At 37.0% G+C, this 25,970-nt stretch carries 28 protein-coding genes; 3 read left to right on the forward strand and 25 right to left on the reverse strand.

Annotated elements, in window-relative coordinates:
* The first annotated feature begins 215 nt into the window (after positions 1–215).
* From mnmG to ACTS4L_RS05570, 3 genes are all read left to right on the forward strand, one after another.
* Positions 216–2,117: a tRNA uridine-5-carboxymethylaminomethyl(34) synthesis enzyme MnmG gene (gene mnmG / locus ACTS4L_RS05560; RefSeq protein ID WP_440616766.1), complete on the forward strand. Its 1,902-nt coding sequence runs from the start codon at positions 216–218 to the stop codon at positions 2,115–2,117.
* Positions 2,118–2,127: 10 nt separating this feature from the next.
* Positions 2,128–2,547, forward strand: a complete 420-nt coding sequence (locus ACTS4L_RS05565) for a hypothetical protein (RefSeq protein ID WP_440616708.1) — start codon at positions 2,128–2,130, stop codon at positions 2,545–2,547.
* A 204-nt stretch (positions 2,548–2,751) separates the two neighbouring features.
* Positions 2,752–3,018, forward strand: a complete 267-nt coding sequence (locus ACTS4L_RS05570; RefSeq protein WP_440616710.1) for an oxidative damage protection protein — start codon at positions 2,752–2,754, stop codon at positions 3,016–3,018.
* Positions 3,019–3,291: 273 nt separating this feature from the next.
* On the opposite strand, the gene ACTS4L_RS05575 is transcribed toward ACTS4L_RS05570, so the two are convergent.
* From ACTS4L_RS05575 to ACTS4L_RS05695, 25 genes are all read right to left on the reverse strand, one after another.
* Positions 3,292–4,611, reverse strand: a complete 1,320-nt coding sequence (locus tag ACTS4L_RS05575; protein WP_440616712.1) for an amino acid permease — start codon at positions 4,609–4,611, stop codon at positions 3,292–3,294.
* A 227-nt stretch (positions 4,612–4,838) separates the two neighbouring features.
* Positions 4,839–5,198, reverse strand: a complete 360-nt coding sequence (gene rplT, locus ACTS4L_RS05580) for a 50S ribosomal protein L20 (RefSeq protein WP_117003271.1) — start codon at positions 5,196–5,198, stop codon at positions 4,839–4,841.
* A gap of 34 nt (positions 5,199–5,232) precedes the next feature.
* A complete protein-coding gene (gene rpmI, locus ACTS4L_RS05585) occupies positions 5,233–5,430 on the reverse strand; it encodes a 50S ribosomal protein L35 (protein WP_119328653.1) in 198 nt (65 codons plus the stop codon).
* A 58-nt stretch (positions 5,431–5,488) separates the two neighbouring features.
* Positions 5,489–6,010: a translation initiation factor IF-3 gene (gene infC, locus ACTS4L_RS05590; protein WP_440616767.1), complete on the reverse strand. Its 522-nt coding sequence runs from the start codon at positions 6,008–6,010 to the stop codon at positions 5,489–5,491.
* Positions 6,011–6,044: 34 nt separating this feature from the next.
* The gene (gene thrS / locus ACTS4L_RS05595) at positions 6,045–7,961 is read right to left on the reverse strand and encodes a threonine--tRNA ligase (protein ID WP_440616713.1); all 1,917 of its coding nucleotides are present in this window, start codon (positions 7,959–7,961) and stop codon (positions 6,045–6,047) included.
* Between the two features lie 169 nt (positions 7,962–8,130).
* Positions 8,131–8,976 (reverse strand): Wzz/FepE/Etk N-terminal domain-containing protein, encoded by an 846-nt coding sequence (locus tag ACTS4L_RS05600; RefSeq protein WP_440616715.1) that lies wholly within the window; start codon positions 8,974–8,976, stop codon positions 8,131–8,133.
* A gap of 132 nt (positions 8,977–9,108) precedes the next feature.
* A complete protein-coding gene (locus ACTS4L_RS05605) occupies positions 9,109–10,893 on the reverse strand; it encodes a polysaccharide biosynthesis protein (protein ID WP_440616716.1) in 1,785 nt (594 codons plus the stop codon).
* A 39-nt stretch (positions 10,894–10,932) separates the two neighbouring features.
* Entirely contained in the window at positions 10,933–12,099 is a 1,167-nt protein-coding gene (locus tag ACTS4L_RS05610; RefSeq protein ID WP_440616717.1) for a DegT/DnrJ/EryC1/StrS family aminotransferase, read from the reverse strand.
* Positions 12,100–12,220: 121 nt separating this feature from the next.
* Positions 12,221–12,850: a NeuD/PglB/VioB family sugar acetyltransferase gene (locus ACTS4L_RS05615; RefSeq protein WP_440616719.1), complete on the reverse strand. Its 630-nt coding sequence runs from the start codon at positions 12,848–12,850 to the stop codon at positions 12,221–12,223.
* Entirely contained in the window at positions 12,843–13,469 is a 627-nt protein-coding gene (locus ACTS4L_RS05620; RefSeq protein ID WP_440616721.1) for a sugar transferase, read from the reverse strand. The genes ACTS4L_RS05615 and ACTS4L_RS05620 overlap by 8 nt, the downstream gene beginning before the upstream one ends.
* Positions 13,470–13,746: 277 nt before the next feature.
* Positions 13,747–14,139 carry a hypothetical protein gene (locus tag ACTS4L_RS05625; RefSeq protein ID WP_440651792.1) on the reverse strand — a complete coding sequence of 131 codons (393 nt, stop codon included), beginning with the start codon at positions 14,137–14,139 and terminating at the stop codon, positions 13,747–13,749.
* Between the two features lie 80 nt (positions 14,140–14,219).
* The gene (locus ACTS4L_RS05630) at positions 14,220–14,504 is read right to left on the reverse strand and encodes a nucleotidyltransferase domain-containing protein (RefSeq protein WP_440651794.1); all 285 of its coding nucleotides are present in this window, start codon (positions 14,502–14,504) and stop codon (positions 14,220–14,222) included.
* Between the two features lie 11 nt (positions 14,505–14,515).
* Positions 14,516–15,382: an ATP-binding protein gene (locus tag ACTS4L_RS05635; RefSeq protein WP_440616724.1), complete on the reverse strand. Its 867-nt coding sequence runs from the start codon at positions 15,380–15,382 to the stop codon at positions 14,516–14,518.
* Between the two features lie 304 nt (positions 15,383–15,686).
* Entirely contained in the window at positions 15,687–16,838 is a 1,152-nt protein-coding gene (locus ACTS4L_RS05640; RefSeq protein WP_440616726.1) for a glycosyltransferase family 4 protein, read from the reverse strand.
* Positions 16,835–17,665: an NAD-dependent epimerase/dehydratase family protein gene (locus ACTS4L_RS05645; RefSeq protein ID WP_440616728.1), complete on the reverse strand. Its 831-nt coding sequence runs from the start codon at positions 17,663–17,665 to the stop codon at positions 16,835–16,837. The genes ACTS4L_RS05640 and ACTS4L_RS05645 overlap by 4 nt, the downstream gene beginning before the upstream one ends.
* A gap of 25 nt (positions 17,666–17,690) precedes the next feature.
* The gene (locus ACTS4L_RS05650) at positions 17,691–18,449 is read right to left on the reverse strand and encodes a glycosyltransferase (protein WP_440616731.1); all 759 of its coding nucleotides are present in this window, start codon (positions 18,447–18,449) and stop codon (positions 17,691–17,693) included.
* Between the two features lie 16 nt (positions 18,450–18,465).
* Complete coding sequence (locus tag ACTS4L_RS05655) at positions 18,466–19,566, reverse strand: EpsG family protein (RefSeq protein ID WP_440616733.1); 1,101 nt, start codon at positions 19,564–19,566, stop codon at positions 18,466–18,468.
* Between the two features lie 21 nt (positions 19,567–19,587).
* A complete protein-coding gene (locus ACTS4L_RS05660) occupies positions 19,588–20,670 on the reverse strand; it encodes a hypothetical protein (RefSeq protein WP_440616734.1) in 1,083 nt (360 codons plus the stop codon).
* The gene (locus ACTS4L_RS05665; protein WP_440616736.1) at positions 20,667–21,911 is read right to left on the reverse strand and encodes an O-antigen translocase; all 1,245 of its coding nucleotides are present in this window, start codon (positions 21,909–21,911) and stop codon (positions 20,667–20,669) included. The genes ACTS4L_RS05660 and ACTS4L_RS05665 overlap by 4 nt, the downstream gene beginning before the upstream one ends.
* A 3-nt stretch (positions 21,912–21,914) precedes the next feature.
* Complete coding sequence (locus tag ACTS4L_RS05670) at positions 21,915–22,997, reverse strand: DegT/DnrJ/EryC1/StrS family aminotransferase (protein ID WP_440616737.1); 1,083 nt, start codon at positions 22,995–22,997, stop codon at positions 21,915–21,917.
* Positions 22,990–23,451 (reverse strand): acyltransferase, encoded by a 462-nt coding sequence (locus ACTS4L_RS05675; RefSeq protein ID WP_440616738.1) that lies wholly within the window; start codon positions 23,449–23,451, stop codon positions 22,990–22,992. The genes ACTS4L_RS05670 and ACTS4L_RS05675 overlap by 8 nt, the downstream gene beginning before the upstream one ends.
* Positions 23,452–23,844, reverse strand: coding sequence for a sugar 3,4-ketoisomerase (locus tag ACTS4L_RS05680; RefSeq protein WP_440616740.1), 393 nt, complete (start codon positions 23,842–23,844; stop codon positions 23,452–23,454).
* A 3-nt stretch (positions 23,845–23,847) separates the two neighbouring features.
* Positions 23,848–24,852 carry a dTDP-glucose 4,6-dehydratase gene (gene rfbB / locus ACTS4L_RS05685; RefSeq protein WP_440616741.1) on the reverse strand — a complete coding sequence of 335 codons (1,005 nt, stop codon included), beginning with the start codon at positions 24,850–24,852 and terminating at the stop codon, positions 23,848–23,850.
* Positions 24,852–25,727 (reverse strand): glucose-1-phosphate thymidylyltransferase RfbA, encoded by an 876-nt coding sequence (rfbA, locus tag ACTS4L_RS05690; protein ID WP_440616742.1) that lies wholly within the window; start codon positions 25,725–25,727, stop codon positions 24,852–24,854. The genes rfbB and rfbA overlap by 1 nt, the downstream gene beginning before the upstream one ends.
* The gene (locus ACTS4L_RS05695; protein WP_440616744.1) at positions 25,724–25,876 is read right to left on the reverse strand and encodes a hypothetical protein; all 153 of its coding nucleotides are present in this window, start codon (positions 25,874–25,876) and stop codon (positions 25,724–25,726) included. The genes rfbA and ACTS4L_RS05695 overlap by 4 nt, the downstream gene beginning before the upstream one ends.
* Between the last annotated feature and the right edge of the window lie 94 nt (positions 25,877–25,970).

The raw sequence follows: 25,970 nt of genomic DNA on the forward strand, positions 1-25,970 counted from the left end.
ATCTCGTACCTCTCCCCTTGTGCGATTGCTCGTGCAGCTTAGGCTGCACGGTTGAGAGGGGCAGATCACTCACAAAGGCTAAGGAGCAACACTGAAAGTTCATGGACATATCCTTGTTTTTTTTATATGATGCGCATCAGTGACTTTTTGTAGTCTAATTAACCAATTTAAATGAGTTCAAATAACCAAAATTTAAAAGTAGATCTATTATTATGATGTTTTATCCTCAAGAGTTTGATGTTATCGTTGTTGGTGGCGGTCATGCTGGAACAGAAGCGGCAGCGGCAGCGGCACGCATGGGTGCCAACACCCTACTCTTAACACACAATATCGACACCCTAGGACAAATGTCATGCAACCCTGCCATAGGTGGCATTGGTAAAGGTCATTTGGTGAAAGAGATCGATGCCTTAGGTGGCATTATGGCAAAAGCGATTGATAAGGCAGGTATTCAATTTCGCACACTTAATGCCAGAAAAGGCCCTGCAGTACGCGCAACACGCGCGCAAGCTGATCGTACACTTTACAAAATCGCTGTACGCCATGCACTAGAGAATCAAGAGAACTTATCAATATTCCAACAAGGTGTTGATGATCTCTTAATCGAGAATGATCGCGTCACTGGTGTTGTGACGCAAATGGGGTTAAGCTTTCGCGCCAAAACAGTTGTTTTAACGGTTGGTACGTTTCTAGCAGGCAAAATTCATATCGGTTTTAATCATTATCAAGGCGGTCGTGCCGGTGATCAACCGGCTAATGCTTTAGCGCAGAAACTGCGTGCACTTCCCTTTGATGTCGCACGTTTAAAAACAGGCACCCCGCCACGCATTGATAAACGTAGCGTCAACTTTGCCGCAATGGGTGTTCAACCTGGCGATGACCCAACACCTTCTTTTTCATTTTTTACTGAAGCACACGAGCACCCACTGCAAGTGCCCTGTCATATTACTTACACCAACCTTAAAACCCATGAAATCATTCTTAAAAATCTAGATCGCTCAGCGATGTATGGCGGCATGATCGATGGCATTGGACCACGTTATTGCCCATCGATTGAAGATAAGATTGTGCGCTTTGCGGATAAAGACCGCCATCAGATATTTGTTGAGCCTGAAGGATTAGATAGCATTGAGCTTTACCCTAATGGCATGTCAACCTCTTTACCATTTGATGTGCAACTGCAGTTTATTCGTAGCATTGAAGGTTTTGAAAACGCTTACATCACGCGCCCTGGTTACGCTATTGAGTATGATTTCTTTGATCCACGTGGCTTATATCCAAGCTTAGAAACCAAACACGTTGAAAATCTATTTTTTGCTGGACAAATCAATGGTACAACAGGCTATGAAGAAGCCGCTGCCCAAGGTCTTATTGCCGGCTTAAACGCAACCCTTAAATCACAAGGCAAACCAACTTGGTCACCCAAGCGCAATGAAGCATATATTGGTGTACTCATCGATGATTTAATCACTAAAGGTACACAAGAGCCTTATCGCATGTTTACCTCACGTGCGGAATATCGATTGATTCTAAGAGAGGATAATGCCGATGCGCGACTATGTCCCAAAGCGATAGAGCTTGGACTGTTAAACAATAAAGATAAAGAAGCATATCTTGCCAAAGCAGCCTTAATATCCAGTGAAACTTCACGCTTAAAATCTACGTGGGTTGCACCCAAAAGCGTTAAAGCCGAAAAATTAAAGTCATTGCTTGGAAAAGCCCTGAGTAAAGAAAGTAGCTTATTTGATTTATTAAAGCGCCCTGAGGTCGATTATCAAAGCCTTGCAGATATCGCAGAGCTTGGTGAGTTTATCGATCACACACAAGCCATTGAACAAATTGAAATCTCTGCCAAATATGCAGGATATATCGAGCGTCAAAATGAAGAGATTTTGGCTAATCAAACCCTTGAAAATGCACAAATCCCTCAGGAGTTTGACTACAGCAAGGTTTCAGGGCTTTCTAACGAAGTTCGTCAAAAGCTTATAACACAACGCCCATCAAGCCTAGGTGAAGCTTCACGCATACAAGGCGTCACACCGGCTGCTATTTCCTTATTGACTATTTACATGAAAAAGTTAGGCTTTCTTAAGAAGCAAAATAAGATTAATGACTAAGGGGCCTTTGATGATACTGAAAAAAACAACGCCTTTATTTAAAACATTGCTTTTGATTGTGTTGAGTGTTGTGATGAGCGCATGTGCGACCACTGCAAAGTATCGTGCCATTCTAGATCAATGGCGTGGTCAAAAAATTGATACTTTTGTACAGATGTGGGGATATCCAAATAAAACATTGAAGCTTGATAATAACCAAACAGCCTATATTTATAGTGATCGCCAAATTGTCAGCACACCCATTACACAAATGCCAACGAACATTACTACCGTGCAAAATGGCAATAACACCACGGTGATCTCGACACCTGGTACGATTGTCGGTGGTCAGACGTATTCATTATCGTGCACAACATGGATTGTCTTTGACAACAAAACGAGAAAAATTGTCAACACCACATTCCGTGGCAATAACTGTGTTTCTTATTAAGTGAATATATTAAAACACACTATAACTTATGAATTTTAATAAGTAGCTATGCAAATATTATCAGGTGTTTTTTGGGACTCTCGGATCAAGTCCGAGAATGGTCATGAGTTGTTATATTCGGGCTTGACTCGAATATCCATGATTACTAACAAACTATTGCTTAACTTTAGACTAACCTAAACTGAAAAGGATAAAAAAGAGACCATGACTGATATTTTTTGTGAAAAACTGAAACAACAAGGCACTGCCATGCAATATGCACCCATTCCAGGGGCGCTTGGACAACGCATTTTAAAATCAATCTCACAGGAGGCTTGGAGCAAATGGCTTGATCATCAGACGATTTTAATTAATGAATATCGTCTTAACCTTATGGAGCCAGAAGCCAAGAAATTCTTAATGACTGAAATGGAAAAATTTCTATTTGACGAAGGTTCTGAAAAGCCTGATGCTTTCTCTACACCTGAGTAGTCACCGCACACAGCATAACAATGAACACCATGCTTATATGCCATATAAATTAATGACACCTTTAGCATGATTGCTAACCGACCATGACAACTTTGCACTGGATCCTCACGCAATCCTAGCTCAGGATGACAAATCCATAGGATGACATTGCAAGGATGGATGCGTGGCAATCCATTTTATCAGGAATGGTTAATTTAACTTTGACTGATGCTCAGTGCATCGCTTCGACTTACGCTCAGGGTACGATGAGCCCTTTTGGGTAAGCATTTAATCTTAGCCATCTTTTCTTTGCAAATTAACCCATTCAGCAATCGCATAAATGGGCGTACCCAAAAAGAATAAGATCATACCATAGTAAACAACTTCTTGCCCTGAGCCTAATATGGTCCAGAATGAATAAGCGCATGCAAGTACGGCAATAATAATGGACATTTGCCAGAATGGACTATCTTTATCTTGTTGCTTGATCACTAAGATATTCGATATCGTCGTATAAAAATATGGCACCAATGCAGTTAACACCGCCATCAGAATAATTAATTCAAATTGTTCAACCAAGGCTTTTGACATGGTCAGTAATAGCAAAAGCGTCATTAGCACACCAGATAAGACCAAGCTAAAGCTTGGCGCACCATAGCGATTTTCTTTAGCAAAAATCTTAGGGAAGAGATTAGTCTCAGCAATAGACTTAGAGACGACTGCTGTCACCATCACCCAGCCATTTAGTGTCCCTAAACAAGCGATCACTGCGGCAATTGCGATAAATACACCACCGGCTTGACCAATAATTTCTGTCGCTGCTAGAGCAAATGGCGCATTCGAGTTTGCAAGCTCTGCCGCTGGCACCATACCCATAATCACTGTAGAGCTGGCGATATAAATAAATGCTGCAATCAATGTACCTGTTAATGTTGCCAATGGGATGGTTTTTTGTGGGTTTTTCACTTTGCTTGCTGTCACTGCTGCAGACTCCAAACCAATAAATGCCCAAAGGGTCAATGAAGCAGCAGCACTTAATGCACTTAAACTTGAGCTATCGCTGCGATTAAACTCAAGATAATACTCTGGGTGGATATACCAAATACCCGCAAAGATAATAAATAATAGCGGAATTGTTTTACCAATCATTGATAGCAATTGTAGCCAACCCACAATACGCGCACCAAACATATTAAAGAAAGTAATGATCCAAATAATGCCAATGGCAGCAATCGCCGTCATTAATTTGTCTGACAAAATCGGGAAAAAGAAACTCAAATATCCCACCATTGCCAAAGAGATTGCGCAGTTTCCTACCCACAATGACACCCAATAGCCAAAACCACTTTGGAAGCCTAGAAAGTTACCCATCCCGACGCGCACATAAGTGTAAGGTCCGCCATCAACCTTGGGTATCAGGCGACTAAAGCTGCAAAAAACAAGTGCCAACAATACCGAGCCAACCGCTGTGAAAATCCACGCCAAAATACTAATTGAACCAAACTTTGCCAGACCTGATGGCAATAAAAATATCCCCGAACCAACCATATTGCCAGAGACTAGCGCCACTAGCATCCAAAAGCTCATATATTGATTTTTTTCATTTTGCTGCATACAGCAACACTCCCCGTTTTTTATATTCTCTATTCAATAATAGTCAAAATAAATACCATAGTATAAGCGACTATTAAAGTCGCCTTTTGTTAACAGCAGTTACCATGACAGGTTTTACCCCCAATGAACAGACACAAAATCATACGATTTCAGATAATTAAAAAGTACGCATAAAAAAAAGGGTGCGCTGCCAACAGCACACCCTTTAATTCAACTAGCGCTTACTATTAAGCTGCTAATGCTGATTTTGCTTTTTCAACTAATTGTGCAAATGCATCTTTGTTGAATACTGCTAACTCAGCCAATACTTTACGATCAAGTTCGATATTCGCTTTTTTCAAGCCATTAATAAATAGGCTATAGCTTAAGTCGTGCTGACGCGCTGCGGCATTTATACGCACAATCCAAAGCGCTCTGAACTGTCTTTTTCTCTGCTTACGGTCACGATACGCATATTGACCCGCTTTGATAACCGCTTGCTTAGCAACACGATACACACGCGAGCGCGCACCATAATAGCCTTTGGCTTGTTTTAAAATCTTCTTATGACGACGACGTGCTTCCACGCCTCTTTTTACTCTAGGCATAATCTACTCCACTTTAAAAAATTGTTACTAACACTTATGCATACGGCATTTGTTGATTCAAACTTGGTACGTCTACTTTAGCAACTTGAGACATACCACGTAAATGACGCTTACGCTTAGTTGTCATCTTCGTGTTAATGTGAGCGCGGTTCGCTGAACGATGCTTAAAACCACCCTTACCTGTTCTTTTAAAGCGCTTAGCAGCACCTCGGTTTGTTTTTATTTTTGGCATAATATACTCCGCATTTTACCATTTTTATGACATGTTCAAGCTTATACCTGACATGCGATTATTTTTTCTTAGGCCCTAAGACCATAACCATTTGGCGACCTTCCATTTTCGGTCGGTGCTCAACCACGCCGTATTCGTCTAAGTCAGCTTCCAAGCGTTTAAGCATATCAACGCCTAACTCTTGATGCGCCATCTCACGACCTCTAAAACGAACAGTGATCTTGACTTTATCGCCACTTTCAAGGAACTTTATCAGGTTGCGTAGTTTTACCTGGTAGTCCCCAATATCAGTACCAGGACGGATTTTAATTTCCTTGACCTGCATCTGCTTTTGCTTCTTTTTTGCAGCGGCTTTCTTCTTGCCTTGTTCAAACAAGAATTTGCCATAATCCATGATACGACACACTGGTGGTGCTGCCTGAGAGGCAATTTCCACCAAATCCATACCATGTTCTTCTGCCTGTGTTAACGCTTGTCTTAACGACACAACGCCAATTTGCTCTCCTTCCGGCCCGATTAAACGAACCTCTTTCGCCCTAATACTTTCATTAATCGGCGTTTTCTGGTCTGCTTTGTTAATAACTCAAACTCCTAATTTAGGTTTTCTAGGTCTCTCAACTTACTCGACCTTTTTTCTCAATTTCTGACAACAAAAGCTCAGCAAGTGCATCAATCGTCAACGCACCTAGATCGCTACCATCTTGCTTTCTGACGGTGATTTGACCCAAAGACTGCTCTTTTTCTCCAGCAATCGCCATAAATGGCACTCGTGCTAAAGTGTGCTCGCGGATTTTAAACCCTATTTTTTCATTTCTCAAGTCAATTTGTGTACGAATACCAAGTTTTCTTAATTTTTGCTCAACTTCTTTAAGATATTGATCTTGTTTATTACTAATTCCCGTTAATACCACCTGCACCGGTGACAACCATACAGGCAATTTACCTGCATAATGCTCAATCAATACACCAATAAATCGCTCAAGTGAACCAACAATCGCACGATGCAACATCACCGGCACTTGCTTTTCACTATTTTCATCAATAAATGTCGCCCCCAAGCGCATTGGCATGGACAAATCTAGCTGAATCGTGCCACACTGCCAACTGCGCCCTATCGCATCCTTTAAATGAAATTCAATTTTAGGACCATAAAATGCACCCTCTCCAGGCAAATAATCAAAAGCCACCTTTTGATTATGAAGCGCATCTGCTAAGGCTTTTTCTGATTTATCCCAGATATCATCAGAACCGACGCGATTTTCAGGACGAAGCGCAAGTTTGACATCAAAATCAGTAAAGCCAAAATCGCGATAAACCTCAAAGCATTGCTCAACCATTTGTGCCACTTCAGCTTCGATCTGCGCCTCTGTACAGAAAATATGCCCATCATCTTGCGTAAAACTTCTGACACGCAACAAACCATGCAAAGCACCCGATGCTTCATTTCTATGAACCACACCAAATTCTGCCATGCGAATGGGTAAATCACGATAGCTATGCAAATGATGATTATAAACCTGAACGCAAGTTGGGCAATTCATCGGACGAATCGCATAATCACGATTCTCTGAGTGTGTCATAAACATATTCTCAGCATACTTTGCGGCATGCCCTGACTTCTCCCACATCGAGATATCAGCGATCAATGGCGTCCTAATCTCAGTGCAACCATATTTCTCATTTGATGCACGCATATAATCTTCAACAACACGCCAGATGGCAGTGCCCTTTGGATGCCAAAAAGCAATACCAGGGGATTCTTCTTGGAAGTGATAAAGATCAAGTGCCTTACCAATCTTGCGATGATCACGTTTTTCAGCTTCTTCAAGACGTGTTAAATATTGCTTTAATTGCTTCTTATCCGCCCAACAAGTGCCATAAATACGCGTTAGCATTTCATTGTTTGAGTCACCACGCCAATATGCGCCTGCCACACGCATTAATTTAAAAGCCTTTAGATGTGATGTATTTGGCACATGTGGTCCACGGCACAAATCGGTAAAGTCACCCTGTGAATATAAACTCAATACTTCTCCTTGCGGCAAATCAGCAATAATCTCTGCTTTATATTTCTCGCCAATAGCTTCAAAGTAAGTGATCGCATCATCACGTGATTTAACGGCACGTGTCACGACTTCCGCCTGTGCCGCTAATTCATACATCCGCTTTTCGATCTTTTCTAAATCTTCAGGTGTAAACGCACGTTCATAAGCAAAGTCATAATAAAATCCATCCTCAATCACCGGTCCAATGGTGACTTGCGCATTGGGATAAAGCTGCTTCACCGCTTGCGCCAACAAGTGCGCGCAGGAGTGACGTAAAATTTCTAAGCCTTTATCATCCTTTGCCGTAATCAATTTCACGGTTGCATCATGCTCTACAATAAAACTTGTATCTACTTCTTTGCCATTGACAATACCAGCCAGGGTAGCTTTTGCTAAACCCTGCCCAATATCCAAGGCAACGTTATACACGGAAATAGGTTTCTCAAACGCACGCTGCGACCCGTCCGGCAAGGTAATTACAGGCATTATTCACTCCAGATGTTATTATTTTCATTAGGCTTGCTCTTTAAGTTTAAGCAAAGCAATAAGTCTATAGGTAGAGTATTTTCAAGTATTACCATAGCTGCTGTCAAGCGTTGTGGTTTTGTTTCAGCAGCTCCCGCTGTATTTTATACTTCAATAGACCTGATGCGATCTATTTTGCCATTTTTTGCTTAACTTCTTGACGCAAGTTTCTAACAAACTCAACCATAAACACAATAATCGTTGCCAAAATAAGCGATAGTATGATACCCAACACAATAATCATTGGTGAGGTTAAACCAACCGGTTTATAAGACCTAATCATCCCACCATAAATAAGGACACTGTGATCAAGCGTTTTTAATTGTGATTTATAATGCTGTATTGTTATATTGTTGCTAAACATTTGATTTTGATAGGATAAAATGGTGTTAGACAGATTATTTAACAGTGCTTGACCATTGACCGTTGCCAAGTCTTGTGATCTAGTTAAGCTGTCCATGTTATGCTGAAATTGATTAACTGTGTCACCGTACACTTTATTTTGTTGTTGTAATTGCGCAAGGTTGAACTCAACATTCTTCTGCCAATTATTAATATTGTTGATATATTGCTGTTGTTTTTGGATATAAGCAATAAATTGAGTAAATAATTCATTAACCTGTCCTTGTTCTTTGTATTTTGCTTTGACATGAAGCATTAACTTTGCTACGTCAAACTGCATTTTATCCTTTAATTTATCTTCTGATGATTTACCATTATCTTGATATTGTTTATAGTAAATATCAATCAATTTTGAGAGCTTACCCTCCCCCATAACACTCATCAATTGCCCATTATCAATATAACTAGGTCCTAAAAGATAAGCGCTATATTCGTAGTTATCTTGATGCTTAATACCATAAACAATACTCAAAATCGCACCAAGCACTACAAGAACAAACCATAATTTAATATGCTTAATTAGGGTCACCAATAAATCACTGATGCTAATAATATCATTGTCCTGTTGTGACATACTTTTCCTTTTTTTCTTTTTTTTCTTTTTTGTTATCTGTTTGCAAACGCTAGCAGAAATATAATAAATTGATGATAACTATGCAATGAAAGGTTTTGGTTATTTTGATTCAACATGTTTAATAACCTTGTTTTACAAAGACTCGATAACTTTAAGTAAACTTTCTTTTGTCGCATTTGTTTTTAACAAACTAAGTATAGCGTTTATTTTATCACTCTCTAGATGAATGGATTGACCAATTAATAATTTATCAAAACCTGAGCTTCTGAGCTCTTCTTTTGAATAAAATAATTCTTCATACATTTTCTCACCAGGTCTCAACCCTGTGAATTCAATATTAATCTGCTCATAAGGCTTTTTACCAGAAAGCTTTATCATTTGCTCAGCAAGCTTAACGATCTTTACAGGCTCTCCCATTTCAAGCACAAAAGTTTCTCCACCTACGCCGATAGCACAAGATAAAATAACCAATAGTGAAGCCTCTGGAATCGTCATAAAATAACGTTCAATATCTTTGTGCGTCACTGTAATGGGCCCGCCACTCTCCAATTGCTTTTTAAATAATGGGACAACGCTACCTGCAGAACCCAACACATTGCCAAAGCGTGTGATCATGAACTTTGTATGTTCACTTTTTTGAGCATTCACATATAACTCAGCCACGCGCTTTGTCGCGCCCATAACGTTTGTTGGATTAACAGCTTTATCCGTTGACACAAGAAGAAAGCGCTCGACTTTATATTGCAGACTCAAATCAACAACCTGCTTAGTCCCTAAAATATTGTTTTGAATGGCTATTTCTGGCTGATCTTCCAACAGTGGCACATGCTTATATGCTGCCGCATGAAAGACGACATCAATTTTATTTCTCTCAAACACCTGCGTTAGTGCCTCGGTATCTATTACACTTGCCAGAATAAACTGTAAGTCTGTTTGACAAGGATATGCACTAAGCTCTTTCTCAATCAAATAGAGATTATATTCACTATGATCCAAAATAATGAGTGTTTTTGGAGATGATTTTTTGAGTAACTGACGGCATATCTCAGAGCCAATAGATCCAGCACCACCTGTGACCAATATTGCTTTATCCAGATAGGCTTTATCCAATTCATTTGAGTTAATAATAACCTGGTCGCGCCCCAGAAGATCTTCAATTTTTATCTCTTGCAAATCAGTCAGTTTAGCGCCGTGTGTTAACTCCATTAACGATGGTAAAATTTTAACAGGCAAGCCAAGCTTTGAGACTTTCTGATACAGCGTTTGTAATTTTACTTTATCAAGTGATGGAATAGCGATTAAAACTTCGTCTGCTGGGTGTTTTGTTAAAAAATCTCGCTCGTCTAGGAAGTTAACAGGTCCAATGATTTTATTATTACGTAATAACTTACCATGCAATGCTTTATCATCATCAAAGATACCTAAGACATTATAAGGTCGATTAAGCGCATCATTCTCACGTAAAAATAAACTTGCACCACTCCCCCCCCCAATGATAATCAGTTTCTTTGCATGCTTTTTCCTCATTCCCAACAAATACTGCCGGTAAAAAAATCGTCCTGCTAAAGTAATTAAAAGCGTCAATACCGGATAAAACAGTACTTCAGAGCGAGCAATAAAATCCATCCTATTAGCAATAAACTCTAGACCAAAAAAAATAATCACTCCCAAAATAACTGAATAAATATTCCTCTTTAAGTCTTCTGCCGACACTGTTTTCCATAGCGAGGCATAGGTACGAAAAATCTTGGTTGATATAGCAAATGCAATCGCTATAAATATAAACTGTCGAAAACTAAAACCACTTACTCTTCCCCATATAAGCGCATGCACAATCCCCCATGAGAGTAAGGCTGAGAAAATATCGTAAACAAAGACAATCCACGCACTTTTATTTTTTATTAGGCTTATTTTCATTATTATCCCTTTTACTCCTCACTTTTATCTAAAAGTGAACTACATACTTGCTTGCTCTAGAACTTTTGTAATTATATTTATACTATTTTCAATATCATCATCTGATAATGTTGGATGGCACAACAACATCAAGCTCCTCTCCCCTATACGTTTAGCATTAGCTAGTGGGTTATGCAGGCTATACTCACTGCCCATAAAAGCTTTTTCTTTATATATCTCTGAACAACTGCCACTAAAGCAGCTTACCCCTCTTGAGGTAATCTCTACTATCAAGTTATCACGACTCCAACCCTCTTTTAGTCTGCCCTCATTAACTAACAAATAATATTTATAAAACGCGTGAATTATATCATTTGAATAATTTGGAGTTTCAACCGCTTCAAAGTTAGAAAAGGCATTTGTATATGCTTGTGCAATCTCATTTCTTCTAGCAAGCCAATTTGGTAGTTTTTTCAACTGCATTCTACCAATTGCAGCCTGCATTTCAGTCATCCTGAAATTGGAGCCAAATGATCCATGTAACCACCTAAAACCAGCCTCATGTTTATTATGAAAGACTGCATCATAACTTTTACCATGATCTTTATAGCTCCACGCTCGTTTAAAAAGACTTTCATCATTACAAACTAACATACCTCCTTCGCCACCGGTTGTCATAATTTTATCCTGACAAAATGAAAATGAGCCAAAGTGCCCCCATGAACCTATCTTTTTCCCCTTATACTCAGCACCATGAGCTTGAGCACAATCCTCTATAACATAAATTCCTTTTGCTAATGCCAACTTCATAATTTCATCCATTTCACATGGATAACCTGCAAGATGAACTGGAATAATCGCTTTTGTTTTATCAGTACATTTTTCTGCAATCGTAGCAGCTGTTATATTACCAGTATGAGAATCAACATCTGCCAGAACAGGAATCGCACCTACAGCAACAATGGCACTTGCCGAGGCAATAAATGTTCTTGGTGTCGTAATAACTTCATCACCATAACCCACATCACAAGCACGAAGTGCTAACTCCAGACTTACCGTTCCATTTGATAATGAAATGGCATAATCACAATCAATAAATTTAGCGAACTCTTCCTCAAACAGCTTGCACTCGTTGCCAGTCCAATAATTTACTTTGCCACTTCTTAAAACTTTTTCAACTGCCAAAATTTCATCTTCAGCAAAGTGCGGCCATGCGCCTAACGTCATTCAAAAATCCTCTACTAATGTAAAAGTTAAATTTCAAAATTTTTAGATCTCTTGCTGTTATACACAACACGTTTACTATAAGGTTTGCGAATGGAAGTATACAGCTAACATTCACAATATTCTATTCCTTTCTTTTAGCAGGAACTCCAACATAAGTACCTGACTCTGTAATATTGCAAACTACACTCGCTCCACAGCCTATTATTGAGTCATTCACTATATGGATACATTGGCGAATCACTGAGTTAGCACCAATATAGACTTTTTCATCTACGCAACATCCTCCACACACCACCGCTCCGGGAGATAACTGTGAGTGACTCAAGATACTGACATCATGTTCGATAATAACCCCTGTATTAATGATTACATTAGCTCCTATATTACTATCTGGATTGATAATAACACCCGCTAAAATAACACTTCCTTCACTTACTATAACATTGCGAGCGATTATACTTTGAGGGTGGATAATTGTTGCGGCATGATAGCCTTGCTTTTTATACTTTAAAAACTGCTCTTTTCTCGTATTGTCACAGCCTATAGCAACGATAAAACAATCTATTTTTTTCCCACTCAAATGAGAGGAGTGAATAACCTCATACCCTAGAATTGTTTTCCCGTTTTCAGGAATTGGGTCATCCTGAATAACAGCCTGAATAGTGTATTTACCTTGAGCTAATATTGCATCCACTACAACCTTGGCATGCCCGCCTGCACCGATAACTACGATATTTTCACCTTTACTCATCGCTTCTTGCGCTCCCTGTAAACTTCTCCATCGTTACATGCTTGCCACTGGATATATCACTACGCTTTATCACTTTTAAAAAAGTCATCCATAATATTTTTAAATCCAATAAAAAAGTTCTATTCTCTACATACCAAACATCTAGCTCAAACTTCTCCTCCCAAGTTATAGCATTACGCCCATTCACCTGAGCCCAACCTGTAATTCCTGGTTTCACCAAATGTCTTCTTGCTTGTCGAGAATTATACAAAGGTAAATACTCAACCAACAATGCACGAGGACCAACAAAACTCATATCGCCTTTTAACACATTATATAATTGAGGAAGCTCATCTAAACTAGTACTCCTTAGAAATTTCCCAAACTTAGTTAGCCTTTGTTCATCTGGCAGTAACTCACCATGAACATCCACCTTATCATTCATCGTACGAAATTTATAGATAGTAAATATTTTGCCATTCTTTCCTGGACGTTCTTGTTTGAACAAAACAGGACGACCAAGCTTAACTCCAATTAAAACACTAGTCACTAACAGAATTGGTAAACTCACAACAAGAATAACACATGCTAAAAATTTATCTAAAAACAACTTCATCTTTAAATCTTCTTCACTATACATCTATTTCTGTATCAAAAATTGGACTCTTAACAAACTCGTTACCAACAAAGCCCGTTGCACCAGTTATTAATACTTTCATAATATAATTACCCCTTTTACATTGTCTTTCTGATAATGCGCCTCAATTAAAGTAATACATAACTTAAATAACTCTAAACTCAAATTCGATATTTTACTTCTAAATCTCGCCAATAAATTATAACAATCACCTTTTGCCATTTAGCTCAATGACTATGACGCTGCATTATATATTAAAAGCGCTAATCTTTCTTGATGTTTAGTTTAAAAAATCAAACTTCTCTCGGCAGAACAAATTGATTCGATCATAAATATCAATCAAATCTACACATGATTCGTAAATCGCATTGAGACTATCAACCATATCAACCACATTAAATCCATATTCATGCGCAACACTGTTTCTAATTTTTCTTAACCGAAGCCAATGATCAGTGTATAACAACCCTAGCGCCTCTAATTTATTAAGGATATCGATAAATGACTGACGCTTAACATCCTCCGCCAACAGCATAAGCACCGTTGGAAAAAGCTTCTCACCCATCACATCTTGCAACTTAGCAAAGCGAAATAAGAACTGATCAATATGCTCAATTTCTTCATCACGAAATTTCTCATAATTAACCACATCAAAAGGTAATTTGTGTTTCATGTTATTATAAGCGTAATTTATTCTCTTTTTGTGCTGGTCACATTCGTATAAAATTTTAACCATTTTATCTTGCAATGGATTCATAGCTCAACTCCATCTCTTAAGGCTATATCATCTATCAGGCGTTTATCATCACCCGCTTTTGCAATCACTATATCAATTTTTTGCTCACCCAGCACTTTCTCTAACGCAACCAGCAGATCAACTTTCCTGCTATAAGCACCTTCAATTTCCTCGTGCTTTTTGGGCAAAAGATATAAATCAATATCTCCCCCTCGCTTTGCGTCATCAACCCGACTACCAAATAAGAATACTCGCATGTCCCCACCAAAAATTGAATGAACACAAGCTTTTATTTTCAACACATTTTCTTTACTTAAGCGCATAAAATACCCTTGTTGTTAAACCAATGATTACGATAATAAAAATCTTTACTGATAAATAATAAGATATCAAAGGGGTTATAGACTTTTTGCTTTTCACTTCCTGCAAAATTATAACCATTATCCCAATGCTTTAATGAGTCATAATCTACTTTACCTTGCTGCAAATGGTCGTTAAAAGTTTCTACTATTTCCACTTGATTATAGCCACAAATATCAGCATATTTAGCACCTAACGTTATATCATCTAAATTATTTAAATCACTAAACAAACTGACTTTGCTAAATTTTGAAACGCCAGTTAGCATCACAAACTTAATATATTCATCTTGCGCTTTTATGACACTATAAAAATTTTTTAAACGTTGGCGCATTGCTATAGCAAGATCACTATTATATAAGATTGGTTTATCATACTCATCGATTAGAATAACCACCTGCTGATACCTAGTGCCAAGTTTGTTAATGAGATAAGAAAATTTGCTACTGATTTCACTATAAGGTTGCTCAATATTATAGCGCTCATAATACGCATCTAAAAATATGCTAATCTTCTCATCTAATGACTGCGGACTAGAGATATTGCCCTTACCAAAACTAAAATGCAACACAGGATAAGTCATTTGCCAGTCCCAGTTTTCCTCTAAATAAAGCCCTTTAAATAATTCCCTATTGCCTGCAAAGGCATGCTTAATTGTATCGACCAATAGTGATTTACCAAAACGTCTAGGTCGTGATAGAAAATAACGCCCCGCACCCTTGTTCACTAACTTATCAACATGCTTGATTTTATCGACATGAACATAGCCTTCAATGATTATTTTCTCAAAACTTGAGATACCAATCGGGAGTTTTTTCATAAAATCACCTTTTATCACTTAGCACTGATCCAACATATCATCTAAAGAAAATCCTTCATAATGGATAGTATAACCTTGCGATTGCGACTGAACCAAATTCTTTGCTTTAGCTTTAAGCCGATTTAAAACAATTTAATTTTTTGCTCGTTTAACTTCAACAACTAATGCTTCACGATTACGCTCATTAATCGCAACCTGTATTACAGTAACACGCATTACCATTTCATGTTTTAATTAATAGATCAACCCTAAATTCGCATTCAAAATTCAAGGTATCAAATATAGTTCTCCCTTCACTCCATTCCTACACATTTAAAGTGGCATTTATAAGATTTTTAAATTCATCTCTTAACATTTCTAAAAACTTTTCTTGATCATACCTATTACATATTGATTCTCTACATTTAGATTTTACATCTTTATAAAGTTTATTATTATTATAAAACTCCAAAATGCCATCCTTCAATGAAGCTTCATCTTTTAAATCAACCAAAATACCATTCTCATATGGGATTATCACCTCATTACACCCATTAATATTAGTAGCCACTAACGGAATAGAGAAACTCCCTGCCTCTAATAACGCATTTGGGAGTCCCTCCCTATAAGAAGGAAGAACAAAAAGGCTTGATATTGCTAAAAATGGTTTTACATCTTCTTGAAAGTTAACCATAACAATATTTTTATTCACCTCTATCTCATGTTGCACTCTACTATCTACGGGGTTCAAACCACTGTCATAGTCTCCAACCAACAGTAATTTTAGTCTTGGATAGTTAGTGCTTATGCTTGAAAAAGCCGAGACTAGCTCATTGACACCTTTATCTCTGACTATTCTTCCAACAAAGGTTATGATGAAGTCATCTGAATCTAATCCTAAGCTAGACTTCAATTTGCGCTTGTCATAATCTGACACATCATCATAAAAGTGTTTTGTATTAACGCCATTAATTGAACCGTTCCCGATGATATTTACTTTCTTTTTGGTTAACTTCTTAATATATGTCTTTAAATTAAAGCTATTTGAATATATGTAATTAGCAAACATATAGGTAGTTTTCTCTGTCCATTTCAATATAATGCGCCTCACTCCTTTTGCCTCTATTAATGGGAGACCAACAACAAAATGAGCTCTAATAGGCACTCTTGCAATAAATGATGCTATCATACCAAGCAACCCCGCTTTTGGAGTAAATGAGTAGACAATATCAGGTTTCTCCTTCCTTATAATACTAAGAATATTAAATAAACTCTTAAGGTCTTTAAAGGGAGTGATTTTACGAGCCATTTCAACCTCATATAAATCAACACCTTCAAATTCTCGTATTTCAGCATTCATTTCATTAGGAGAAGTTACTAATTTAACCTCAAAATAGTTAGACAAATATTTTGCTTGCCCTTTAATCAAAGTTGAAAAACAAGAAGGCACTGTGGCAATTATTAATATTTTTTTCATTTACATTTTTCTCTTACAAAGTCAATTACCGATCTAAATTTATAATCTTCCATTATATTTTTTAACCGCCCTATATCTGCAACAGAGTCAATAATTTCAACTGACTTACATACTTCACGAACATCAAAACTAGGCTTGCATTCCTTTGCAACCTCTATTAAGTCGCAAACTTTTACTCCCACTCCTGTCCCTACATTAACAAGCTCAGGAGCATCATTAACCGTTAGCAATTTTAGGTAAACCTCCACAACATCCTCTACATGAATAAAATCTCGATACCCTTGGCCTTTATTCACCATATCAAACTCACGAGAATCTTTAACAGCTTTTATTATTTTAGATACAACTGAAAAGTTATCATTTCCACCATACATATTAAATAATCGTATAAGTGTAAAATCAATATTATAAGCCTGACATACACCCTTTATTAAAAGCTCATTAGAGAGTTTCAAAGCTGCATGTAGAGATTTTGGCTCAACCTTACCATCCTCCAAGCACGGTACTATGGAACCATAAATTGAACTACTACTTGTATATAGTACACGATTGATATGCTTTCTATTCTCCTTTAATGCATTCAAAATTTTGGCAGTTGCCCCAATAGCGTTATTGATATAAGAGTCAGGATCATCAAATTGCGTAAGCAACGTTGCCGGTTGAAAATTATTAAATATAATATTGCTTTTGCCATTTATCGCAACATTAAAACCATTCTCCATTGCATCTCTTGCCGAATGCAAACTACAGCTGTCTAATTTTCTTGCTAGTTGCTCTGATAAATTACTTGATTTACCTATAATAATGTTTTTAACAACTGGATTCATATACTTGCCCTTAATCATGAGGTCTCTATTTTTTTAAGACCAATGAAAGCACTGATCTAAAGACGCCAAAATATGACCATACGTCAAATAAAGAAAAATGTTGGCACTGCGATTTTAGTCGCTGTTTTCTCATTTGTCTTGAGTTTAATGCTGTAATTCCTTTTTCTGAGTATACATATTTTGTTAGCGGCTCATCAATACAAGTCATTTCCCAGCCTGCTTTATGTAATCTCAACCATAAATCATAATCTTCCACTCTTTTTGCCAATTGATTATAGTTACCAACCAATATTACTGACTTTGTTCTCAACATAACAGATGAGTGCACAATAACATTTGTATAAGATAACCGTTTCAAATTTGGAAGGTATAGTTTAACCTTATCCTTATCTTGTTCGCTAGCAAGCTCTACAAATGATGTTACTAACGCAATACTCTCAGAACTCTTCAATATATTTAATTGCTTCTTTAATCGATCTTTTAAGGCATAGTCGCCCGCGTCAATTCGGGCAAAAAAGGGAATCTCGTCTCTTGCTATTTCCTCGACACCTCTTCTAAGACTTTTTTCAATGCCTACATTAACTTTATTTCTAATAATTTTAAGGTTAACTCTATCATCCAAATGACTCTGCACCAACTCTGGAGTAATAATTTCTCTGCTTCCATCATCTAAAATATAAAATATAAAACCCTGTAAATCCTCCTCCTGAAAAGATTTTATAGTATCAATCAATCCAATAAGGTTATTATAAACAGGAATTAATATCGCAAGTTGAAAATTCAAAATGAATCCACCTTAATCATTGAATAAAAGTTAAAAAGCTTTTATATGGTACAACACCGCCGCTATTGTGCCATAACGTTACTAATAAAACCATAGTTGAGACAGAAATAACAAGCGCATACAAAACTCTACAATCTTTTGTGCTTAGTATATTTTTCGCCTGATTTAGCATCATAACAACCGCAAAAGGAACTAAAACATTTAAAGGCATTGTTACCCTTGTTACAAGGGTTGCTCCATATCTAATTAACAACAGTTGAAGCACTAAACCAATTATACTTCCGTTAACCAAAAATATCAGCAATCTATCATTACTTATAGACACTCTTCGACAAACATAAGATAACATAAGTAAAAAAATCAAAACAGAGGAACAGAAAATAGCAATCCCATATATATTGTAATTTTCTCCTACAAAAACATACTCCATATATCTGTCTCTCCCTAGCCAGTTAGCTATGCTTAATATAATTGTACGATCTAATTCAACTAAATATTGCAACGCCATTATTAGAATTAAAAAACCTATAAGCCTTAAATTTATTTGTATATACTTCCTAGAAAATAAAGGTAACAGTACAAATATAATGGCGGAGTAGTGAATTGTCGTAGCAATTAAAACGATAAGAAAATACCGGGAAAAGCGACCTTTTTCAATCTGACTTACTCCATACGCTAAAACAATGAGAATTGCCAAACCAACCCTTACTACATTAAAAAACAAGGGGAAATAAAATGTACAGTAAAACATGAGCAAGGCATAGTCTGACCTAAAGTTAATTCTTTTAATAAATTTAAGTAGTAAAAAACCATCGATAATCGCTAATATCATTAAAAAACTTTGCGATGTTAGACCAATTGTCTTAGCCACCATTTCTATAACAGAAAACCCATACTCTTGAATATTCGGCAAGATACAACCATTTAACCATTCTTGAATGGTGGGTATTTCATCTTGATAAATACTAGAATAAGTTAAGTAATCTGTACCTATTTCCCACCTAAACGCCGCGAGTAATGTTAAGGCACAGACGATTATGCAGCATTTCAAGTCAATCTGAATCTTCATCACACATAACAAGAAAATGAAAAAATATAAAAATAGATAAATTAGCATTCTTTAAGGAATCCTTTCACCTTAATTGTGTACCGATTGCCAGAAATGCAAAAATTTTTCTGCGACTCTTGATGAATCATGGTTCAATTCAACATACCTTCGTCCATCCAATGATATTTGGCCTAATTTTTCTCTGTTATCTAGCATCCACTCAACCTGAGATATTATATTGTCGACATTTGGCTTTAATGACAAAATAGGAGGCTTCTTATCCAAACCAAGTTCAGAACACCACTTTAGCCAAAACTTATCACTTTGAGAGCCGCAGCACACGATCAAACCATTTGCTAACCCGGCCAATGCATTCATTCCAAAAGAATGACAATTTGTTTGATCAAATAACACGTGGGCGCGATTCATAAGTTCAACATATTGATTATAAGGTAAACTCTCGACACAAATACATTCCAGATCATCCGGATATCTTTTGTTAAGTTCTGTAAAAGCATCTATTATATAGTTACTTCCTTTAAAATCTTCTCTTCCTTTCTGTATGCCATGAAATAAAACCAACTTACCATTAACAAAATTTCTTTGTTTAAAATTATAGTCGCTCAGCCTAAGAGGTTGAAAAACCATAAGATGGGGAGTGACAACCTCTCTATAAGCTTCCACATACTCAGCCCATCCAGTTACACCTTTAACACATTTCAACATGAGCTTGTTTGTTATTTTTGAAAACATTGAAACTTGAGACTTCATGTACTGTACATTAGCTGAGTTTTCAACCTCCTCAAATAACGGCATACCCAGAACTTGTCTTCCCTTTGTCCAAAAAAAATAATCACAACCGACTAAACACATAAATGATTTTTTAGCCAATAACTTTTTATGAAAAAAAGCCCACGCCCATAATAGTAGATTCCTGCGAAAAGCTCTCGCATTAATGAACTGGACTATATCATACTCACGAATTAACTTAACGCATTGTCTATAATCCCTTAGGTCAAAATAACTCACATGTTTTTTCCGTTCAATATCAAACTTAGTACATTTAACACCATCACCTTCAGAAAAAACATCTACATGATAACCTTTCTTTTTTAGCCCATCAGCTAGAAACACATGGTAATTACTATAATCCCCAAACAATAATATTTTCATTTTTTAACAAACCTTAAAAACCAAAATAACACAACTATAAAATAAACTGTATAATTAATCGCAAACGCCATTGTCAACCCAACAGCTCCATAAAGGTTAAATGCTATAACTGATAATACGATATAAATTATCGTAAATAGTATTTCTAGCTTTATATAAACCTTAATTTGAGCCTTAGCTAGAAGAACACTAGCAATAACCCAGCTTGCCACCTTTAACACATCACCGATCAATTGGAATAAAAATAAATTTTCCATAGCTAAAAAATCTTGTGAAAAGAGAATTAAAATAACATGCTCTCTTAGAACATAGATGACTAATGCAAAAATGATCGCTATAGGCACTAGTTTTATCAACACCGAAAAGACTTCTCGCTTAAGCTCAAGGTTATCAGATATTCTTGCATACTTTGGCAATGCATATGTACTGATCATCATTGTTATAATTAACAAATAGGCATCTGAAACCCTTAAAATTGCTTGCCAGTAACCAACCTCATCCCAACTAGAGAAATAAGCGACGTAGCCACGTAAAAACATTTGCGCTAAAGGTAAGGCAATAGCTGAAGTAATAGCCATCAACGAAAACGCTATTAGTTTTTTTAACTCTATTTTATCCAATTTAGACTTAAAAAAATGAATTTTCACAGGCAGCTTATTCAGGTAAAGACACCCCACAAAAAACATACATAGCTGAGACAGCACGAACCCTAACAAAGCACCTTCCGCATGATAAAAATAAGTCAATATTCCTATAAATATAACGGATAACAATGCGCTAAATATCGTTATTGCAGCATAAATTGACATTTTATTTAAGCCATTAAAAATGGAGAGAAACATTTGGTTTAATGTATACCCAAACAAGGTTAAACCAAAAGCACCAATCACCCACCAGTATTTATAAGTTTGAAAAATATAGTATGACAAAGGCATGCAAAAGATAACGATTAAAAGCCCAGTGATTAAAGACGCATAAATAGCAAATTTAATTGCTGTTTCAATAAGTTTAATCAACTGAAGTTGGTTTTTATGATATTCGGAGACATATTTAGTAACTCCTCCATTCACAACCCCACCAGAACCCAGCTGAACTATATTTACGAAAGATAAAAATTGACCAAATATTCCAAACGTTGCAACGCTTGCAAATACTGCAATAATTTTTGCAACAATAAATTGTGACAATAACTTAGCCGCTGTTGCAATAAGTGCCCAAAAAGAAGTTTTCCAAAAGTTCATTTTTTAACTTATAGCACCAATAATTTTTTTTGCTTCCTCTTGTGACAGATGCGGCCCAATCGGCAAACTCAACACCTCATTATGAATTTTTTCTGATAGAGCAAAACTCATATCATTCATATCCTGATATGCTTCTTGAAAATGCGGCGGCTTGGGGTAGTGTATCATGGTTTGCACACCAAAAGAATCTAATTTCTCTTGTAACTCATGCCGCTTATTTGTTGCGATAACAAATAAATGCCAAACTGGGTCAGCATAATCCGGAACATAAGGCAATCTGATACTATCAACACTTGCTAATCCATCAATATATAGCTTTGCAAGAACTTTTCTTCTATCATGCCACTCGTCTATTTTCGCAAGCTTCACTTTCAAGAAAGCCGCTTGTAACTCATCTAAACGAGAGTTGACACCTTTAACCTCATTGTAGTATTTCTTTTGCGAGCCATAATTTCGCAAAACCTTAACCTTTTCAGCTATCACTTTATCATTTGTTGTAATCGCTCCTGCGTCACCAAAAGCACCTAAATTCTTCCCTGGATAAAAACTAAACCCAGCAGCATGCCCTAATGAGCCTGCTTTTTTTCCTTTATATAATGCACCATGTGCTTGTGCTGCATCTTCAATTACAATTAAGCCATATTTATTTGCTATCTCCATAATTGCGTCCATGTCACATGGCTGACCATATAGGTGCACTGGAATAATTGCTTTTGTTTTTGAAGTGATTTTTTCTTCAATTAATCTTGGGTCAATATTATAAGTTCTAATATCTGGCTCGACAGGTACAACCTTAGCACCCACATAGCTTACCGCAAGCCAAGTTGCTATATAGGTATTTGAAGGGACTATCACCTCATCATCTGCACCAATATCATAGGCTCTTAATAAAAGCTCTAAGGCTTCCAAACCATTTCCAAGACCAACAGAATATTTGGTTGTGCAGTAGTTTGCAAACTCAGCTTCAAAAGACTCAAGCTCATTGCCTAGTAAATACCAACCCGAATCCATCACGCGATGATATGCTTCATCTAAGTCTTCTTTAAGTTCATTATAGGTTGCTTTTAAATCTAAAAACTTAATCATCTATTTTCCTTAAAAACTTGGCAGGATTGCCTACCCACACTTCTCTCGCTGGAATACTTTTTGTTACAACTGAACCTGCACCAATCATTGCATACTCACCCACTATTACACCTGGCAAAATGGTTGAGTTTGCTCCTAAGGAGGCTCCTTTCTTAATGACTGTCTCTGGATATTCAGCCAAAAATTGTTTTGATATAGGTTTTTTATCATTTGTAAAAGTTACATTTGGACCGATAAAAACATCATCTTCTAGCGTAACCCCATCCCAAACTTGAACACCAGACTTAATAGTAACGTTATTTCCAATACTTACCCTATTCTCAATCAGACAATGTGAGCATATATTACAATTTTCACCAATCAGAGCTTGCTTCATAACAACCACAAACTGCCATATTCGCGTATCTTTACCTATATTCAAAGATTGAACATCAGACAATGGGTGTATATTCATCTATTTTTCCTCAGCAAGAAAATGAGAGTAATTTCTAATATAATCACTCTCATCGTACCAATCTGAGGCCAAGACCATCAACACACAATCTGTACTAAATTGATGCATTTCATGCCATATCATTTTATCGATCAAAAGTGCTTTTGATGTATTATTAAGCTGCACAGTTTTTTTATTTATACCGTTATCTAGAACAACTTCACACACACCTGCCAAGCACACCATGACTTGCTGTAAATTTTTATGCGCATGAAACCCTCTAGGTTCAGAGTTCATACCATATAAACAATAAACTCGTTTAATCTCAAAAGGAATATTCTTCTTTGCTTCAGCAACTACTAAGCTACCACGGTTGTCAGACTTATTATATAGTTCAATCCACTCTACCTGCATATATTAATCCACCAAATAAAACTCAATCGTCTGTTTAAACAACTTCTCAAAATCCTGAGAAGGCTTCCATCCTAACTCATTTTGAATCTTACTATTATCAATTGCATAACGCCAGTCATGCCCTTTGCGATCTTCAACAAATTTAATTAACTTTTGATGTGGTGCATTATCTGGGCGGTACTTATCCATCAGTTGACAAATCGTTTTAACCAAAGTTAAATTATCAACCTCATTTCTGCCACCAATATTATAAACTTCACCTATTTTGCCTTTTTCAAGTATACAGGCAATCGCATCACAATGATCCTCAACATAGAGCCAATCACGAATATTACTACCATCACCATAAACTGGAATAGCGCTTTGCTCAATACAACTTTTAATAACCACTGGAATTAACTTCTCAGGATGCTGATAAGGTCCGTAGTTATTAGAACAATTTGATACCGTTACTGGTAATTTATAAGTGTGATAGTAACAACGCACAATATGGTCAGAACCTGCTTTTGATGCCGAATAAGGTGAATTAGGTTCATATGCTTTGCCTTCAGTAAATGCAGGTGCTTCTTTTTTTAGCGTACCATAGACTTCATCTGTTGACACATGATGGAAACGACACTGTGTTTCATCCAGAGCTTTTTCATCAAGCCAAAATCTTTTTGCCTGCTCTAGAAGGTTAAAGGTGCCCATTACATTCGTTTCAAAAAAGACCTTGGGGCCTGCAATTGAATTATCGACATGCGACTCTGCAGCAAAATGTATGACCGTATCAATATTATGCTCTCTTAATACTTTTGCTACCTGTCCCTCATCACAAATATCACCTTGAACGAAAGTGTGATTTTGGGCATTTAACAAGTCCTCAAGGTTCTTTAAATCACCCGCATAGGTTAATTTATCGTAGGATATTACCTTATATTGCTCATTCATTAACAACAGCATCCGCACAAAATTGCTACCGATAAATCCCGCGGCACCTGTAACTAAAATATTTTTAGCCTTATACATTAATTCACTAACCCTTTTAAATACTGACCATATTCGGTCTTATTAAGCAATTCCGCTTGCGCTAGCATTTGCTCAGTTACAATAAATTTTTTACGCCACGCGATCTCTTCTAGACAACCTATTTTTAGCCCTTGACGCTTTTCAATTGCAGCAATATACTGCGAAGCATCTAATAGTGAGTCATGTGTTCCCGCATCAAGCCAAGCAAATCCACGACCAAGCAATTGTACATTCAATTTTTTCTTTTCCAAGTAAATTTTATTTAAATCCGTGATTTCAAGCTCACCACGCCAAGAACGTTTGACTTGTTTTGCATACTCAACCACATGCTTATCATAAAAATACAGCCCTGTTACGGCGTATTTTGATTTAGGCCTTTGGGGTTTCTCCTCTAGTGAAACCACTTGATTATTTTCATCAAACTCAACAATGCCATAACGCTCTGGATCGTTAACATAATAACCAAACACACAAGCCCCACCATTATCTGAGTCACATTGTATTTTCGCTGTGTTTAGAAAATCTGGCAATCCTTGACCATAATAAATGTTATCTCCCAGAATCAAGCAAGCCGAGTCACCCGCTAAAAAATCTTCTGCTAAAATAAAGGCTTGCGCCAACCCATCTGGGGATGGCTGAATTTTATAACTTAGCTCAATACCAAACTGTGAACCATCACCTAAAAGATCCTTAATCAGGGGAATATCTCGCGCAGTAGAGATAATTAGAATTTCTCGCAAACCCGCTAGCATCAATACCGATAAGGGGTAATACAGCAAAGGTTTATCATATACTGGCAGTAATTGTTTACTTACGCCTAGAGTTAAAGGGTAAAGCCTTGTCCCGCTACCACCTGCTAAAATAATGCCTTTCATTGCGCTTCACTTTTTGATAAAGATGCTTTATACCACTCTATTCTCTTTTCATTAATATCAAATGCAACCACTTGATGCTTTTGCCCAAAAGCAACCGCCACAGGCAAGCCGACATAACCTAAACCAACAACCGAAATTTTTCTATCCACTTTTTCTAACGTCCAATTTTTACTTTGAAATTTATAAGTTCTTCACTTGAAGACCGTCGCTAACCCTATAAGGTTAAAGCAAGACATTCAACTT

This window comes from Cysteiniphilum sp. 19S12-1, from assembly GCF_052030685.1.
GTDB lineage: Bacteria > Pseudomonadota > Gammaproteobacteria > Francisellales > Francisellaceae > Caedibacter.